The organism is Streptomyces rubiginosohelvolus (genome assembly GCF_014649875.1).
Classification (GTDB): Bacteria; Actinomycetota; Actinomycetes; order Streptomycetales; family Streptomycetaceae; genus Streptomyces; species Streptomyces rubiginosohelvolus.
Window position 1 is genome coordinate 236,184 of the sequence record NZ_BMTW01000002.1, and the last position, 15,549, is coordinate 251,732.

The following is a 15,549-nucleotide window of genomic DNA, read 5'->3' on the forward strand; positions in this document are numbered from 1 at the left end:
GTGAGCACATCTTCACCACATCGACGCCTCATGTCAATGTGAGATCTGCCGGGCGGGCCCCATGGCCAGGCCCGGCTCGGGGCTCTGCCGCGCGATGGACAGGGCTCCGTCGAGACCGATCGACGCCAGCACCACCCGACCCGCGTGATCGGTCGCCAAGGCCGGTGCCGTGGACGTCCGCTCGCCGGCCGGCGACCACCAGAGGCCACCCTCCTCACCCTCGGTGCCGCAGGCCGCCAGCATGACGTGGCCGTCGGTGTCGCGGTGGGCGAGGACCGTGCAGTCGTACCCGTCGAGCACCGTCCTGAGGACGGAGACCGGCCCTTCGGCGGGGGCGCCGCCCAGGGGGATCAGCCAGCCTCCGACGCGATGGGCCACCACTCCCCCGGTGACCGGGTCGGTCCAGTAGTACGTGCACCGGTCCGGCGCGGTCGCCAGCGCGGTCACACTGCCCGGCGCCATCTGGACGGGGATGTCGCGCTCCCGGGTGAAGCCGCCGTTCGGCGCCGACTGACGCCAGTGCATCGCGACGCCCGGGCCCGGCACGAGGAGGTCGACGGTCCCGGCCGGGCCGAGGGTGACCGCCATCCCCTCCTCGGCACCCCGGGCGTTCATGTTGTGCCACGACCCCCACACGCCGGCCTTGTCGTCGCGCCGCAGCATCACGCCGCCGGCCCCCGTGCGCACGAAGAAGTGCACCAGGCCGGTCGGGCCCACCACGCCCACCGGCGCCCCGAGGCCCGAGGCCTGGTCGGAGTTCTTGCGCGGGTTGCCCAGGGAGTGCCAGCTCGTGAGTCCGCGGCCGCTCTGGTACTGGATGGCGTGCACCACGTCGACGACGGGCGGCCCGTCCCCCTTCGGTACGGACCGGCGCCCGAGGAAGTGCACATAACCGTCGGCGCCCTGGGCCAGGGAGAGATGCGTCAGATGCGGCACCTCGAAGAGGTCCGGCCCGGACCACTCCGGCCCGCCGGGCCGCGTCTCCGTCCACCGGAGCACGCCGCCGGCGTGGCGCGCGTAGGCGGCCAGGCGTCCGTCCTTGCCCCGCACCAGCCACTGCCCGGAGACCGCCGCCACGGCGGAGGGCCGAGCGCCCTCCGCGTACCCCTCGGCCGCCCGCCCCCGTACGCTCCCCCGGTCGGCACGCCCTGACTTGACCCGCATGATGTGACGTCGTCCTTCCCTTGATCCCCCGCCCCGGGCCCGGACCGCTGCTCGCCCCTCCGGATGAGGAGCCCGCGACGGACGCGAAGCTGGACCATCATAGAATCTCCGTTCGATCGCCATGGCATCGCCACATCGATTTCGCTTCCTGGTAGCGCGGGTGACGGGAGCACGGAATCGCTCACGATTCGAAAGTTTGTCTATACTGCTCTGCCACCCCCACTGGCCGGACCGGCCCCACCCGAGTCCCCTGTACTCCCCTGCCCTCACGGGCAATGAGATGTGAGGACTCCCGCACGATGAGCAACGACGAGACGACCCCGGGCCCCCGCGCCTCCCGACGCGCGGCGAAGCCCCGCAAACGCCGCCGCGGCCTCAAGATCACGCTCGGTGTCCTGCTCGTCCTGCTGCTCGCCACCGGTGGCACCCTCTACTGGCTCTACAGTCAGCTCGACGGGAACATCAAGGGCGTCGACATCAACAAGGCGCTCGGTGAGGACCGCCCGGAGAAGCTCCCCACCAGCGGGCAGAACCTGCTGGTCCTCGGCTCGGACTCCCGTGCCGGGGCGGAGAACAAGGAGCTGGGCGGCGGCGGCTCCGTCGGCGGCGCGCGCTCCGACACCGCGATGGTGGTGCACATACCCGAGGGCCGGTCGAAGGCCGTCGCCGTCTCCATCCCGCGCGACACCCTGGTGACCCGGCCCGAGTGCGTCAAGGACGACGGCTCGACGGTGGCGGGCAAGGAGCGCGTCATGTTCAACTCCGTCTACGCGCAGGTCGGTCCGGCCTGTGTGGTGAAGACGGTGGAGAAGATGTCGGGCGTCCGCGTCGACCACTACCTGGAGATCAACTTCGCCGGGTTCAAGGACCTGGTCGACGCGATCGGCGGGGTCACCGTCGACGTACCGCAGGACATCGACGACAAGGCGTCTGGGCTGAGCCTCACCGCGGGCCCGCAGAAGCTGAACGGCACCGAGTCCCTGGCGTACGTCCGGACCCGGCACGGCATCGGCGACGGCAGCGACCTCGGCCGTATCGGGCTCCAGCAGCAGTTCCTGATGGCCCTGCTGAGCGAGGTCAAGTCGCAGGACCTGCTGGGCAGCCCGACGAACTCGTACAAGATCGCCAAGTCCGCCACCCAGTCGCTCACCACCGACTCGGGGCTCGCCTCGCTCACCTCGCTGGCGGAGTTCGCCCGCTCCATGAACGGTGTCGACCCGGCCTCCATGGAGACGATCATGCTGCCGGTGGCGTACGACAAGATCGACCCGAACCGGGTGATCGCGTCCGAACCGCAGTCCGGTCAGCTGTGGAAGGCGATCCGCGAGGACACGACGATCCCCGAGGAAGCGAAGAAGTCCCCCGCCACCGGGGGCTGACGGGCCCTCGTACCGCTCTCCCCGTGACACCCTGCCGGGATGAGCGACGACGAAGCGGTGCTGGTGATCGTGGACGCCGCCAATGTGGTCGGGTCCGTGCCCGACGGCTGGTGGCGGGACCGGCGCGGGGCGGCGGTCCGGCTGCGCGACTCCCTGGTCCCGTACGCCGCGGCCGGGCTGCCGGGGCTGCCGGGACCGGTCGAGATCGTGCTCGTGGTCGAGGGAGCCGCCCGGGGCGTCGACTCCGTGGCCGGGGTCCGGGTCGCATCGGCCCCCGGCAGCGGTGACGACCTGATCGCCGAACTGGCGGCCGCCGCCGGTCCTGAGCGGGAGTGCGTCGTCGTCACCGCCGACCGCGGACTGCGACAGCGGGTCGAGGCGTACGGGGCCTGGTGCGTGGGACCCCGTACGGTACGGCCGAGCTCGAACCCCTAGCGCCCTTCCTTGGCCATCCGGCTGTGGGAGCGCCCGTAGGCGAAGTAGATGATCACGCCGAGCACCATCCAGGCGCCGAAGCGCACCCAGGTCTCCACCGGCAGGTTGAGCATCAGCCAGACCGAGGCGGCCACCGAGACGATCGGGAGCAGCGGGACCAACGGCGTGCGGAAGGCGCGGGGCAGGTCCGGCTGGGTGCGGCGCAGGACCAGGACGCCGAGGGCGACGACGACGAACGCGAAGAGCGTGCCGATGTTCACCAGGGTGGCCAGCTCCTCGATGCTGGTGAACCCGGCGATGATCGCGATCACCACGCCGAGCAGGATCGTCGGCCGGTACGGGGTGCGGAAGCGCGGGTGGGTCTTGGAGAAGAAGCGCGGGAGCAGGCCGTCCCGGCTCATCGCGAAGAAGACACGGGTCTGGCCGAGCAGCAGGATCATGCAGACCGTGGTGAGCCCGACCGCGGCGCCGAAGCTGATCAGGCCGGCGTAGAACGGATGGCCGGTGGCCTTGAAGGCGTCGGCCAGCGGGGCGCTGATGGACAGTTCGGTGTAGTTCTGCATGCCGGTGACCACGAGGGAGACCGCCACGTAGAGCACCGTGCAGATCAGGAGCGAGCCGAGGATGCCGCGCGGCATGTCGCGCTGGGGCAGCTTGGTCTCCTCGGCGGCGGTGGCGACCACGTCGAAGCCGATGAAGGCGAAGAAGACGATGGAGGCGGCGGTGAAGATGCCCATCACGCCGAAGTTGGTGGGTTCGTAACCGAACATCAGCTGAACCAGCGGGGCGTCCCAGCCGCCGCCCGTCTCCTGCTGCTCGGCCGGCGGGATGAACGGCTTGTAGTTCTCGGCCTTGATGAAGAACAGGCCCGCGATGATCACCATGAGGACCACGGCGACCTTGATCGCCACCACGACCGAGGTGACCCGGGCGGAGAGCTTCATGCCGATGACCAGGATGACGGTCAGCACCAGCACCAGCGCGAAGGCCAGGATGTCGAAGCCGAAACCTTCCGCCACGTCCGGCCCCGAGAGCACCTCGGGCATCGTCCAGTCGACGTTGTCCATCAGGGAACGGACGTAGCCGGACCAGCCGACCGCGACCACGGCGGTGCCCAGGGCGAACTCCAGCACCAGGTCCCAGCCGATGATCCAGGCGACCAGTTCGCCCAGGGAGGCGTACGCGAAGGTGTAGGCGGAACCGGCCACCGGGACGGTGGAGGCGAACTCGGCGTAGCAGAGCGCGGCCAGGGCGCACACGACGCCCGCCGCGACGAACGCGATGGCCGTGGCGGGGCCCGCGGTCTCCTTGGCGACCTGGCCGGTGAGGACGAAGATGCCGGTCCCGATGATGACGCCGACGCCGAAGACCGTCAGGTCCAGGGCGGAGAGGGACTTCTTGAGCCCGTGTTCCGGCTCCTCGGTGTCACGGATCGACTGTTCGACGGACTTGGTGCGGAACATTCCGTTTCCGCGGGGTGGTGTGACCTGCGCGCTCACCTGCGTACCTCCACGCATTGGTTGTGAACGCCATGATTCGGACCGGCCAGGCACGGGAACGCGCCATCCGGCCCGTTTCACGCGAATGGGCCGGGAGAACCACCCGTACAGGGGCGGTTCTCCCGGCCCGTCGGCCGTACGGAGACTGCGGATCAGTCGCGGGCGGGCTCCACCGCGCGGCTCTCGAAGCGGCCGTCCAGCTTGGCGACCAGGCCCGTCACCTGCCGGGCGATGTCCGGCGCGGTCAGCCCGATGTCGGCCATGACCTCGCCGCGCGAGGCGTGGTCGAGGAAGACCGGCGGGATGCCGAAGTCGCGCAGCGGTACGTCGACACCGGCGTCGCGCAGGGCCTGGGCCACGGCGGAGCCGACGCCTCCGGCGCGGCTGTTGTCCTCGACCGTGACGACGACGCGGTGGCGCTCGGCGAGCGGGGCGAGGGCCTCGTCGACGGGCTTGACCCAACGGGGGTCGACGACGGTGCTGGAGATGCCCTGGGCGTCCAGCAGCTCGGCGATCTCCAGGCACATCGGGGCGAGCGCGCCGACGGAGACGATCAGGACGTCCGGGCGAGCCGCCTTGGGCTTGCGCAGGATGTCCATGCCGCCGGCCTTGCCGACCGCCTGGACGGCGGGGCCGACCGCGCCCTTGGAGAAACGGACCACGGTGGGCGCGTCATCGACGGCGACGGCCTCGCGCAGCTGGGCGCGGACCTGGTCGGCGTCGCGCGGGGCGGCGATCCGGAGCGTGGGCACGCACTGGAGGATCGACATGTCCCACATGCCGTTGTGCGACGCGCCGTCCGTGCCGGTGATGCCGGCCCGGTCCAGGACGAAGGTGACGCCGCACTTGTGCAGGGCGACGTCCATCAGGACCTGGTCGAAGGCGCGGTTGAGGAAGGTGGCGTAGACCGCGAAGACCGGGTGGAGGCCGCCGGTGGCGAGGCCGGCCGCGGAGACCGCGCCGTGCTGCTCGGCGATGCCGACGTCGTAGATCCGGTCCGGGAAGGCCTCCTCGAACTTGCCGAGGCCGACCGGCTGGAGCATGGCGGCCGTGATCGCGACGATGTCCTCGCGCTCCTGGCCGAGCTTGACCATCTCCTCGCCGAAGACGGAGGTCCAGTCGAGGCCGGAGGTGGAGATCGGCAGGCCGGTGTCCGGGTGGATCTTGCCGACCGCGTGGAAGCGGTCCGCCTCGTCCTCCAGGGCCGGGGTGTAGCCGCGGCCCTTCTCGGTGAGGCAGTGCACGATGACCGGGCCGCCGAAGCGTTTGGCGCGCTGGAGAGCGGATTCCAGGGCCTCGATGTCGTGGCCGTCGATCGGGCCGACGTACTTCAGGCCGAGGTCCTCGAACATGCCCTGCGGGGCGATGAAGTCCTTGAGGCCCTTCTTGGCGCCGTGCAGGGTGTCGTACAGCGGGCGGCCGACGACGGGCGTGCGCTCCAGGAAGTCCTTGCCGCGGGCCAGGAACCGTTCGTAACCGTCGGTCGTACGGAGCGTGGCGAGGTGGTTGGCCAGGCCGCCGATGGTCGGGGCGTAGGAGCGCTCGTTGTCGTTGACGACGATGACGAGGGGGCGGTCCTTGGCGGCGGCGATGTTGTTCAGCGCCTCCCAGGCCATACCGCCCGTGAGCGCGCCGTCACCGATCACCGCGACGACGTGGTCGTCCTTCTTCAGGACCTCGTTCGCCTTGGCCATGCCGTCGGCCCAGCCGAGGACCCCGGAGGCGTGGCTGTTCTCGATGATGTCGTGGTCGGACTCGGCGCGGGAGGGGTAGCCGGACAGGCCGCCCTTGCTCTTGAGCCGGGAGAAGTCCTGGCGGCCGGTGAGCAGCTTGTGGACGTAGGCCTGGTGGCCGGTGTCCCAGAGCACCTTGTCCTTGGGGGACTCGAAGACCCGGTGCAGGGCGATGGTGAGCTCGACGACGCCCAGGTTGGGTCCGAGGTGGCCGCCGGTCTTGGACACCGCGTCCACCAGGAAGGTGCGGATCTCCTCCGCGAGCTGGTCCAGCTCACCGAGGCTGAGCCGGTCCAGGTCGCGCGGTCCCTTGATGCGGGTCAGCAGATCCACCCGTGCCTCCTTGCGTTTGAGCTGATCGAGCGTGCCGATCCGATGAGTCTAATGTTCCGCTACCGGACGTGAGCAGCGGGCGGGCCTGTTCGTAGCGATACCCGGACACGCGCAGGTGCCCGGCAGCCCCTGTCGGGACGCCGGGCACCTGCGCGAACGTGCGGTCAGGCGCGACCCGCGGTCTTCTGGGTCTTACGGGTGACGGAGTCGATGACGACCGTGGCGAGCAGCACGGCGCCGGTGACCATGTACTGGATCGGCGTGGCGATGCCCTCCAGCGACAGTCCGTACTGGATCGAGACGATCACCATGACGCCGAGCAGGGCGTTCCAGGTGCGGCCGCGTCCGCCGAAGAGGCTGGTGCCGCCGATGACGGCCGCCGCGATGACGTTCATCAGGAGGTCGCCGGTGCCGGAGCCCTGGTTGGCCGCCGCGATCTTGGAGGCCCAGAACAGGCCGCCGATCGCCGCGAAGGTGCCCGCGATGGAGAAGACGGAGATCCGGATCGCGGTGACGTTGATACCGGCACGCCGGGAGGCCTCGACGCTGCCGCCGAGCGCGAAGATCTTCCGCCCGTAGGCCGTCCGGCGGAGCAGGAAGTCCGTGCCGACCAGGACGATCAGGAAGAGGACCAGCGCGAGCGGCAGGCCGCGGTACTGGTTGAACATGTACGCGGCGGCGAAGGCGAACACCGCGAGGACCGCGGTGCGCACGGCGATGTCGGCGATCGGCCGGGACGGGACACCCGCGGCCTCGCGGCGGCGGGTGTCCACGAAGGCGGCGGCGAAGTAGCCGACGACCGCGATCGCGGCGAGCCCGTAGGCGGCGGCGACGTCGGTGAAGTAGTACGTGGTCAGCTGGCCGACCACCCCTTCGCCGTCCAGGTTGATCGTGCCGGAGTCGCCGAGCAGCTGGAGCATGAAGCCGAGCCAGAACAGCAGGCCGGCCAGGGTGACGGCGAAGGCCGGGGCCCCGATCCGGGCGAAGAAGAAGCCGTGGATCGCGCCCATCACCGCGCCGCTGACGATGGCGACGACGATCGCCAGCCATTCGTTCATGCCCTGGGTGACGCTGAGCACCGCGACCAGGGCGCCGGAGACGCCGGAGACGGAGCCGACCGAGAGGTCGATCTCGCCGAGCAGCAGGACGAAGATGATGCCCACGGCCATCATGCCGGTGGCGACCATGGTGACCGCGATGTCGCTGATGTTCTTCGCGGAGAGGAACTCGGAGTTCAGGCTCTGGAAGACGATGGCGATGATCGCGAGGCCGATGATCACCGGGATCGAGCCCAGGTCACCGCCGCTGATCTTGCGCTTGAACTCGGTGAGGTAGCCGGCGAAGCCCTGCTCGCGGATCAGCAGACGGGGGTCGACGACCGTGGCGGCGCCCTCGGCGGCGTCCGGGTTGCCGACCGGCGGCGCGTCCACCGGGTCGGTGCCCTTGTCCAGCGAGGTGCTGCTCTTGTCCACCGTGTTGGTGGTCTCGTCGGTGGTCACTTGGAAACCTCCGCGTTGCGCGCCGCACGTCGGGTCACGGCGTTGTCCGTGGCGCCCGTGATGGCGGAGATGATCTCTTCCTGGGAGGTGGTCTTCACATCGAAGACACCGTTGTTCCGGCCCAGCCGGAGCACGGCGACCTTGTCGGCCACGGCCTTCACGTCGGCCATGTTGTGGCTGATGAGGATGACCGCGTGACCGCGCTCGCGCAGCCGCTCGACGAGGTCGAGGACCTGGGCGGTCTGCTCGACGCCGAGGGCGGCGGTCGGCTCGTCGAGGATGACGAGCTTGGGCTCACCGAGCATCGACCGGGCGATGGCCACGGTCTGGCGCTGGCCGCCGGAGAGCGAGGCGATCGGGATGCGGACGCTCGGGATCCGGATGGAGAGCGTGGAGAGCAGCTCGCGGGAGCGGCGCTCCATCTCCACCTCGTCCAGGATGCCGAACTTGCGCAGCTCCCGGCCCAGGTAGAGGTTGCCGACGACATCGATGTTGTCGCACAGCGCGAGGTCCTGATAGACGGTCGCGACGCCCAGGTTCTGGGAGTCGTGCGGCTTGTTGATCTGCACCGCCCGGCCCTCCCACTCGATGACGCCGTCATCGATGGGGTGCACTCCGGCGATCGTCTTGACCAGCGTTGATTTACCGGCGCCGTTGTCGCCGACCAGGGCGACCACCTCGCCGGCGTGGACCTCAAGCTCTACATCGGTGAGTACCTGGACGGCACCGAAGCGCTTGGAGACCCCTCGCAACGCCAACACGGGCGTAGCGGACACATGAACCATCTCCTTCGCCGCCTGACCGGCGGGGATGCCGCACCCGGGGGAAGGCGCGGCGGTGTCGAGCAGAAGAGATACGGGAAGAGCGGTGAAGCGTTCCGTCCGGCGCCCCGCCCGGTAGCGGGACGGTTGGTGTGCGGGACGCCGGACAGGCTTCGTGACGCGGGCGGGCCGGGGGCCTTCGCCCGCGCGGGCGGTGGGCCGCCCGGCCCTCGCGCGGGGGCGCGGCGGACCGGGTGGCGGTGGAGCGGGCGGGACCCGGCAGCTCGGGGGCGGGCCGGGTCCCTGGGGCCGGAGCCCCGGGGGACTACTTCAGACCGATCTTGTCGCAGTCGGCCTTGTACTTGGCCGAGCAGATCTCGTCCAGCGTCCAGATGCCGTCCTTGATGACGGTGTCCTTGATGTTGTCCTTGGTCAGCGAGACGACCGGGACGAGGACCGTCGGGATGCCCTTGGTGGTGGCGCTGTCGACCTTGGAGGTGGCGATGGAGTCGAGCTTCTCGCCCTTGGCGAGCGCGACGGCCATCTCCGCGGCGACGATGCCCTCGGCCGGGTAGGACTTGTAGACGCTCATGAACTGCTCACCGGAGACGATGCGCTGCACACCCGCGAGCTCGGCGTCCTGGCCGGTGACCGGCGGGAGCGGCGAGAGGCCGGCGCCCTTGAGGGCGGTGATGATGCCGCCCGCCATGCCGTCGTTGGCGGAGTAGACGCCGTCGATCTTGTCCTTGCCGAGCGCGGTGATCGCCGCTTCCATGTTGGCGTTGGCGTTCTCCGGCTTCCACTCCTTGGTGTCGTACTCCTTGCCGTACTTCACCTTGCCGTCGAGGACGGACTTGGCGCCCTTCTTGAACAGGGCGGCGTTCGGGTCGGTGATCGCACCGTTCATCATCACGATCGTGCCGCCGTCGGCCTTGTCGCCCAGGGCCTCCAGCAGGGCGGTGCCCTGGGCCCGGCCGACCTCTTCGTTGTCGAAGGAGGTGTAGGCGTCGATGGGGCCCTCGGCGAGGCGGTCGAAGGCGACGACCGGGATGCCGGCCTCCTTGGCCTTCTTGACGCTGTTGGCGATCGCCTTGGAGTCGACCGAGCCCAGGATCAGGGCGTCGACCTTGTTGGTGATCATGGTGTCGACCTGCTGGGCCTGCGTGTTCGCATCCTGCTTGGCGTTGGCGTAGGTGACCTTCGCCTTGCCGCCGGTGAGCTCGCTGATCTTCTTCTCGATGATCGGCCGGTCGAACTTCTCGTAACGGGCCGTCTGGTTCTCGGGAAGGAGCAGACCTATCTTCAGGTCGTCGCCCTTCTTCTCCGAGCTCCCTTCGGCCTTGTCGCCGGACTCCTTGGCGCTCCCGCAAGCGGCCAGCGAGATCGCCATCGTGGTGGCGGCAACGGCAACGGCGGCACGACGCATACGCGTGTTCATTCTCGAACCTCCCTGACGAGGCCGCGACGTTGCGGCCGAGGTGGCTGGAAGTCAACTCGGCCCCAGCGCCAGCGTCAAGGAGTAAATCCTTAACGAGATGACAACGGTGCCATTCGTTATCTAAGTGAAGGCAGGAGTGGCCACGGGGAGGGTGCTCTCCAAAAGGGTTGAATCCCCCATCTCGCTGAGCACCAGGGCGAGTGCGCCCAGCACCTCGGCACGGCCGCCGAGCGCCCCGGGAAGGACCGAGAGCTGCCGGGCGGCGCTGGGGATCGCGTACCGCGACACGGAGTCCCGTATGGGCCCCAGGACCAGCTCCCCGGCCTCCGCCAGCGAGCCGCCGAGCACGACGCGGCTGGGGTTGAGCAGATTGCACAGGTTGGCCACACCGCTGCCTATGTGGCGGCCCACGTCCCCGATCACCCGGCGGCACCCCGGGTCGCCCTCCCGGGCCAGCTGGACCACCCGCTCCATGGTCAGCCCGGGGCCGTGGCTGGGCTGGAGCAGCGGCAGGACGTACCGGGCGGCGGTGAAGGTCTCCAGGCAGCCGCGGTTGCCGCAGCGGCAGACCGGGCCCGACTCGTCGAGCGTGATGTGCCCGATCTCGCCGGCCGTGCCGCCGGGGCCCCGGTAGATGGTCCCGTCGATCACCAGACCGGCGCCGACGCCGCTGGCCACCTTGATGTACGCGAGGTCCTTGACGCCCCGGCCGCTCCCCCAGACCAGCTCGCCCAGCGCCCCGAGGTTGGCGTCGTTGTCGACGTACACGGGCACGCCGAGGCGGCCGGAGAGCTCCTCGCTGGGGTTGATGCCCGTCCAGCCCGGCAGGATCGAGGTGGAGCCCAGCGTGCCGGACTCGACGTCGATGGGGCCCGGTACGCCGAGACCGACGCCGATCACCTTGTCCGGGCCGATCCCGGTGGCCTCGATCAGCCGCTTGACCAGCACCTCGGCGCGGTCGAAGCCCTCGGCGGAGGAGGCGTCGACGTCCAGCGGCTCGGACTCCTCGGCGAGGACCTGGTGGGCGAGGTTGCCGACGGCGACGCGCAGATGCGTATGGCCGAAGTCGACGCCGATGACGATGCCCGCGTCGCCGCTGAGCGAGACGCTGCGGGCCCGCCGGCCGCCCGCCGAGGTGGGCGTGACCTCGACCGTTCCGCCGTCCTTCAGCTCCCGGACGATATTGGAGACCGTGGCCGCGGAGAGGCCGGTGCTCCGGGCGATCTCCGCCTGGGTGAGCGATCCCGCCATCCGTACGGCGCGGACGACCCGCTCCAGATTGGCCCTGTGCAGCGATGTCTGCGACCCGGGAGTCTCCATCGACTCATCCACTCCTGCCCTTGGCGGGCGGTCCCTGAGGACCGCCCCGGCCGGGGCCGCAGCGATGAGACCCCGGCTTCCTCCAACATGTGAACTCTAAGCTGACCGTTCGGGGGTGCCTCCCGTCAAGACCTGAGCACCGGCGCACCCCGTAACGGCCCGGTGCCCCGGCGGATCGAGTCCGCCGGGGCACCGGGCCGTTGTGGATACGTGACCTTCGGGTGGCCTACTTCAGCGCGCCCGCCGTCAGTCCGGAGACGACCTGGCGCTGGAAGATGATGTACGCGGCCAGCACGGGCAGCATCGCGATCACCAGACCGGCGAAGAGGCCGGAGTAGTCGCCCTTGTAGCCCTGGCTGGCGGCCAGCTCCACCAGGCCCTGCGCCAGCACCCGCTTCTCCGGGTCGGTGTTCAGCACCGTCGGCAGCATGTACTGGTTCCACTGCCCCAGGAAGTTGAAGATCCCGACGCTGATCAGGCCGGGCTTGGCCATCGGCAGCATGACCTGGAAGAACGTGCGGGTGTGCGAGGCCCCGTCGATGATCGACGCCTCCGCCACCGAGGTCGGCAGCGTACGGAAGAACGAGGTCAGGAAGAACACGGTGAACGGCAGCGAGTACGCGATGTACACGAGGATCAGGCCGTGGATCGTGTTCAGCAGCCCCATGTTGTCCATGACGTAGAACAGCGGGACCAGCGCCAGCATGATCGGGAAGCTCATGCCGCCGACGAACAAGAAGTAAATGAAGCGGTTCCCGGGGAACTCGAAGCGGGCCAGCACATAGGCGGCCATGGACCCGAGGACCAGGGTGCCGGTGAGCGAGCCGCCCACCACCAGGATGGTGTTCAGGAAGTACTCGCTCATGTGGGCCTGGCTCCAGGCCCGGCCCCAGGCGTCGAAGCTCAGCGAACTGGGCAGCGACCACGGAGTGTTGAAGATGTCCGAGTCCGTCTTGAACGAGGACATCACCGCCCAGAACAGCGGCAGGACGACCATGATCGCCCACAGGATCAGCATCCCGTGCGAGAAGACGTTGAGGACGGTGCCCTCGCTGCTCTTCGCGGGGGCGGAGGCGCCCTTGGAGACCGTGCCGGCCCGCTGGGCCGGGACCTTGGCCGCGTCGGCGTCGGACGGGGTTCCGGAGGGCCCGGACGGAGGGGTGTCAGTGGTCTTCATCAGAACTCCAGCCGCTCGCGCCGGCCCACCCGCATGACGATGGCGGCGAACGCCAGCGTCACGATGAGCAGGGCGACACCGATCGTGGTCGCGTAGCCCGCCTGTCCGTCACGGAACGCCGACTGGTACACGTACAGCGGCAGGACGGTGGTCGAGTAGTCGGGCCCGCCGGGACCGACGCTCATGATGTGGACGATGGCGAAGCCCTCGGCGCCGAGCGCCAGGATGCCCATGTAGACCCAGCCGGACTGGACCGTGTCCCACAGCAGGGGCAGCGTGATCCGGAAGAAGGTCGTGAAGCGGCTCGCCCCGTCCAGCAGGGCCGCCTCGTAGAAGTCCTTGGGGATGGAGGCCATGCCCGCGGAGAACAGCACCACGAAGAAGCCGGTGGTGCACCAGACGAGGACCGCCATGATGACCCACAGGGCCAGGTTCGGGTCGCCCAGCCAGTCCGGTACGTCCTTGAAACCGACGGCCTTCAGCGTGCCGTTGATCATGCCCTGGGCCGGGTCGAAGGCGAACTGGAACAGGATGGCCACGATCGCGATCGAGAGCACCTGCGGGAAGAAGTACGCGATCTTGTAGAACCCCGAGCCCCGTACGCCGGTGACGGCGGCGCCCTTGCGGCGCCGCCCGCCCACGTTGAGCATGAAGGCGAAGAAGAGCGCGAGGCCCAGCGTCACCAGCGGGAGCAGCACCGCCAGCAGCACACTGTGCTGCAGCGATTTCCAGAAGACGTCGTCGTCCAGCATCTTGGTGTAGTTGTCGAACCCGACCATCTTGAAGTCGGGACTCAGACCCGTCCAGTCCGTGAACGAGTAGTAGATGGACTGGATGAAGGGCCAGATGACGAAGATGACGTACAACGTCATCGGGACCACCAAGAACCCGACTATGAACCGGTATTTACCGTGTTGCATCGTTACCGACTCCGACCTTCCCGTGCTGCCCGCCGCTGGTGACGCGTGGTCACTGGTGCTTGAAGTGCTTGATGGACTGGTCCTTGGCGGTCGCGTCGGCGAAGGCCTGGATCTTCTTGATGGTCTCGGCCGGCTTGGCGCGGCCGGCCATCATCTCGCCGAGCGCGGCGACACCGATCTGCTCCTTCTGGAGCTTCACGTACCAGTCCTGCAGGCGCGGGTTGACCACGTTGGTGCCGGCCTTCTCCAGCGCGGCGACACCGGACTTGAGGCCGTCGGACAGCTCGATGCCGTCCGTGCCCCCGTTGAAGGCGGACAGCGACTTCGTGCTGGCGGTGAAGGACTTGGAGGAGGCCTCGCTGAGCATGATGCGCAGCTGCTCCATACCGCCCTCGACGTTCTTCGCCTTGCTCGGGACGATGAACGGCTCGCCGCCGGACGCCCAGATGGTGCCGAAGGGCATCTTGTCGGAGGAGTCGAGGCTGGAGGGGGCGCCCACGGACAGCTTGAAGTCCTTGGGGATGATCGCCGCTTCCTCGTTCTCCACCCAGGAGCCGTTCGGGATGAACAGCGCCTTGCCGCGGGCCCAGGCGCCCTGCGAACCGCGGTGGTCCAGGCCCGGGGTGCCCTTGAGGATGTAGCCCTTGGCGACGAGCTCGTAGTACGCCTCGAAGGCCGCCTTGACCGCGGGGTGCTCCCAGGCCTTCGGCTCCAGGTTGTCGATCGCGTCGAGGACCTCGACACCGCCGATCTTGGCGATGAAGGGGTACAGCGAGAAGGGGAGGTAGTAGGGGTGCTTGCCGGGGTAGGTCCAGCCGGCGATGTCCTGCTTCTTCGCCTTCGCGCAGAGCGCGAGCATGTCGTCCCAGTTCTCCGGGTACGTGGCGTCGAGCTTCTCCAGCGCGGTCTGCGAGTACCAGACGCCGTAGACCGTGTACGCGTAGTACATGATCCAGACCGGGTCGCCGTCGAACTGGCCCATCTCGACGATGCCGGGCCGCAGGGTGTCGCGGACCTTCTTGGCGGGGTCGTCGATGGAGGGGGCGTCGAGGAGCGGGGTCAGGTCGGTGAGCTGCTTCTTGCCGACCAGGACGCCCATGTCCATCTGCTGCGCACCGGAGTTGTCGATCAGGTCCGGCGGGGTGCCACCGTTGAACCGCGGCTGAAGAACCGACTGGATCTTCTGCGTCGCCGAGAACTTGACCTTCGCCTCGGGGTAGGTCTTCTCGTAGACGGCCTTGGCGTCCTCGGCGTACTTGGTGCCGAAGCCGCCGTCGAAGATGACGATCTCCAGCGGGGCGCTGCCGTTGACGGCCAGCGGGTTCTTGTCGCTCTTTTCGCCCTTTTCGACCTTGTCGTCGCTGCTGCTGTCGCCGCTCGCGCAGGCGGACAGGAAGCTCATCGTCGGAACAGCGATCAGGCCGAGTGCGGCAGAACGCTTGATCAGATCGCGACGGCCAAGGCCCTCATTGTTGTGGGCGGAGGTGGATCCCATGCTCAAGTCCTCGCCTTCTCCAGGACTCAGGCGGTGTGCCGGTCACCCGTCGAGAATTCGCCTCAGGCGAAGGGCCCCGCCACCGCGGTCAGTTGCGCTTGGGTCATGCGGATATGCAGATGCACCGGACAGGCCGGTGCCGTGGGGATGCCGGGAGACCGTACAGCGAGGACGCCCTCGGCGTCCTCGCGACGTTCCTGTTTCCCCCGCGCACATCCGTGTGAAACGACTGTGCAGATGCCGACAGGTATAGTCCACTTGTCGCCAACTGAGCAAGATCGAAAGCAGGTTTGGGCGGCAGTCTTTCCCGAGTTGAGACCTCACGGATACCTCGGCGTCCCGCCCCCTCCTCCCGCGGCGGCTATTTCACCATTCCGGCCGATTTGCCGACGGGCC

Annotated in this window: 12 protein-coding genes; 2 read left to right on the forward strand and 10 right to left on the reverse strand. The window is 68.9% G+C overall.

Annotated elements, in window-relative coordinates; translation table 11 throughout:
- Window positions 1-33: 33 nt before the first annotated feature.
- Window positions 34-1,164 carry a PLL family lectin gene (locus IE134_RS08410; protein ID WP_189430085.1) on the reverse strand — a complete coding sequence of 377 codons (1,131 nt, stop codon included), beginning with the start codon at window positions 1,162-1,164 and terminating at the stop codon, window positions 34-36.
- A 299-nt stretch (window positions 1,165-1,463) separates the two neighbouring features.
- Here IE134_RS08410 and IE134_RS08415 point away from each other — a divergent pair, with 299 nt between their 5' ends.
- Window positions 1,464-2,543 carry an LCP family protein gene (locus tag IE134_RS08415; RefSeq protein ID WP_032786856.1) on the forward strand — a complete coding sequence of 360 codons (1,080 nt, stop codon included), beginning with the start codon at window positions 1,464-1,466 and terminating at the stop codon, window positions 2,541-2,543.
- Between the two features lie 39 nt (window positions 2,544-2,582).
- The gene (locus IE134_RS08420; RefSeq protein WP_030709828.1) at window positions 2,583-2,978 is read left to right on the forward strand and encodes an NYN domain-containing protein; all 396 of its coding nucleotides are present in this window, start codon (window positions 2,583-2,585) and stop codon (window positions 2,976-2,978) included.
- Here IE134_RS08420 and IE134_RS08425 read toward each other — a convergent pair.
- From IE134_RS08425 to ngcE, 9 genes are all read right to left on the reverse strand, one after another.
- Entirely contained in the window at window positions 2,975-4,441 is a 1,467-nt protein-coding gene (locus IE134_RS08425) for an amino acid permease (RefSeq protein WP_030709826.1), read from the reverse strand. The two genes, IE134_RS08420 and IE134_RS08425, sit on opposite strands and share 4 nt — an antisense overlap.
- A 188-nt stretch (window positions 4,442-4,629) precedes the next feature.
- Window positions 4,630-6,543, reverse strand: coding sequence for a 1-deoxy-D-xylulose-5-phosphate synthase (gene dxs / locus IE134_RS08430; RefSeq protein WP_098895706.1), 1,914 nt, complete (start codon window positions 6,541-6,543; stop codon window positions 4,630-4,632).
- 164 nt (window positions 6,544-6,707) lie between these two features.
- Complete coding sequence (locus tag IE134_RS08435; RefSeq protein WP_373296745.1) at window positions 6,708-8,042, reverse strand: sugar ABC transporter permease; 1,335 nt, start codon at window positions 8,040-8,042, stop codon at window positions 6,708-6,710.
- Window positions 8,039-8,827, reverse strand: a complete 789-nt coding sequence (locus IE134_RS08440) for an ATP-binding cassette domain-containing protein (protein ID WP_010059429.1) — start codon at window positions 8,825-8,827, stop codon at window positions 8,039-8,041. The genes IE134_RS08435 and IE134_RS08440 overlap by 4 nt, the downstream gene beginning before the upstream one ends.
- A 301-nt stretch (window positions 8,828-9,128) precedes the next feature.
- A complete protein-coding gene (locus IE134_RS08445) occupies window positions 9,129-10,241 on the reverse strand; it encodes a sugar ABC transporter substrate-binding protein (RefSeq protein WP_030709821.1) in 1,113 nt (370 codons plus the stop codon).
- A 120-nt stretch (window positions 10,242-10,361) separates the two neighbouring features.
- The gene (locus IE134_RS08450) at window positions 10,362-11,561 is read right to left on the reverse strand and encodes an ROK family transcriptional regulator (RefSeq protein ID WP_010072512.1); all 1,200 of its coding nucleotides are present in this window, start codon (window positions 11,559-11,561) and stop codon (window positions 10,362-10,364) included.
- Between the two features lie 226 nt (window positions 11,562-11,787).
- Window positions 11,788-12,738: a carbohydrate ABC transporter permease gene (locus IE134_RS08455; protein ID WP_030709820.1), complete on the reverse strand. Its 951-nt coding sequence runs from the start codon at window positions 12,736-12,738 to the stop codon at window positions 11,788-11,790.
- Complete coding sequence (locus tag IE134_RS08460; protein ID WP_032786848.1) at window positions 12,738-13,658, reverse strand: carbohydrate ABC transporter permease; 921 nt, start codon at window positions 13,656-13,658, stop codon at window positions 12,738-12,740. Before IE134_RS08460 ends, IE134_RS08455 begins: the two co-directional genes overlap by 1 nt.
- Window positions 13,659-13,707: 49 nt before the next feature.
- Complete coding sequence (gene ngcE, locus IE134_RS08465) at window positions 13,708-15,153, reverse strand: N-acetylglucosamine/diacetylchitobiose ABC transporter substrate-binding protein (RefSeq protein WP_030709817.1); 1,446 nt, start codon at window positions 15,151-15,153, stop codon at window positions 13,708-13,710.
- Window positions 15,154-15,549 lie beyond the last annotated feature (396 nt).

Bases quoted from the DNA above. Each gene is read 5' to 3' on its own strand.
- IE134_RS08410 (WP_189430085.1), bottom strand. From the start codon at position 1,164: ATGCGGGTCAAGTCAGGGCGTGCCGACCGGGGGAGCGTACGGGGGCGG.
- IE134_RS08415 (WP_032786856.1), top strand. From the start codon at position 1,464: ATGAGCAACGACGAGACGACCCCGGGCCCCCGCGCCTCCCGACGCGCG.
- IE134_RS08420 (WP_030709828.1), top strand. From the start codon at position 2,583: ATGAGCGACGACGAAGCGGTGCTGGTGATCGTGGACGCCGCCAATGTG.
- IE134_RS08425 (WP_030709826.1), bottom strand. From the start codon at position 4,441: ATGTTCCGCACCAAGTCCGTCGAACAGTCGATCCGTGACACCGAGGAG.
- IE134_RS08440 (WP_010059429.1), bottom strand. From the start codon at position 8,827: ATGGTTCATGTGTCCGCTACGCCCGTGTTGGCGTTGCGAGGGGTCTCC.
- IE134_RS08445 (WP_030709821.1), bottom strand. From the start codon at position 10,241: ATGAACACGCGTATGCGTCGTGCCGCCGTTGCCGTTGCCGCCACCACG.
- IE134_RS08450 (WP_010072512.1), bottom strand. From the start codon at position 11,561: ATGGAGACTCCCGGGTCGCAGACATCGCTGCACAGGGCCAATCTGGAG.
- IE134_RS08455 (WP_030709820.1), bottom strand. From the start codon at position 12,738: ATGAAGACCACTGACACCCCTCCGTCCGGGCCCTCCGGAACCCCGTCC.
- IE134_RS08460 (WP_032786848.1), bottom strand. From the start codon at position 13,658: ATGCAACACGGTAAATACCGGTTCATAGTCGGGTTCTTGGTGGTCCCG.
- ngcE (WP_030709817.1), bottom strand. From the start codon at position 15,153: ATGGGATCCACCTCCGCCCACAACAATGAGGGCCTTGGCCGTCGCGAT.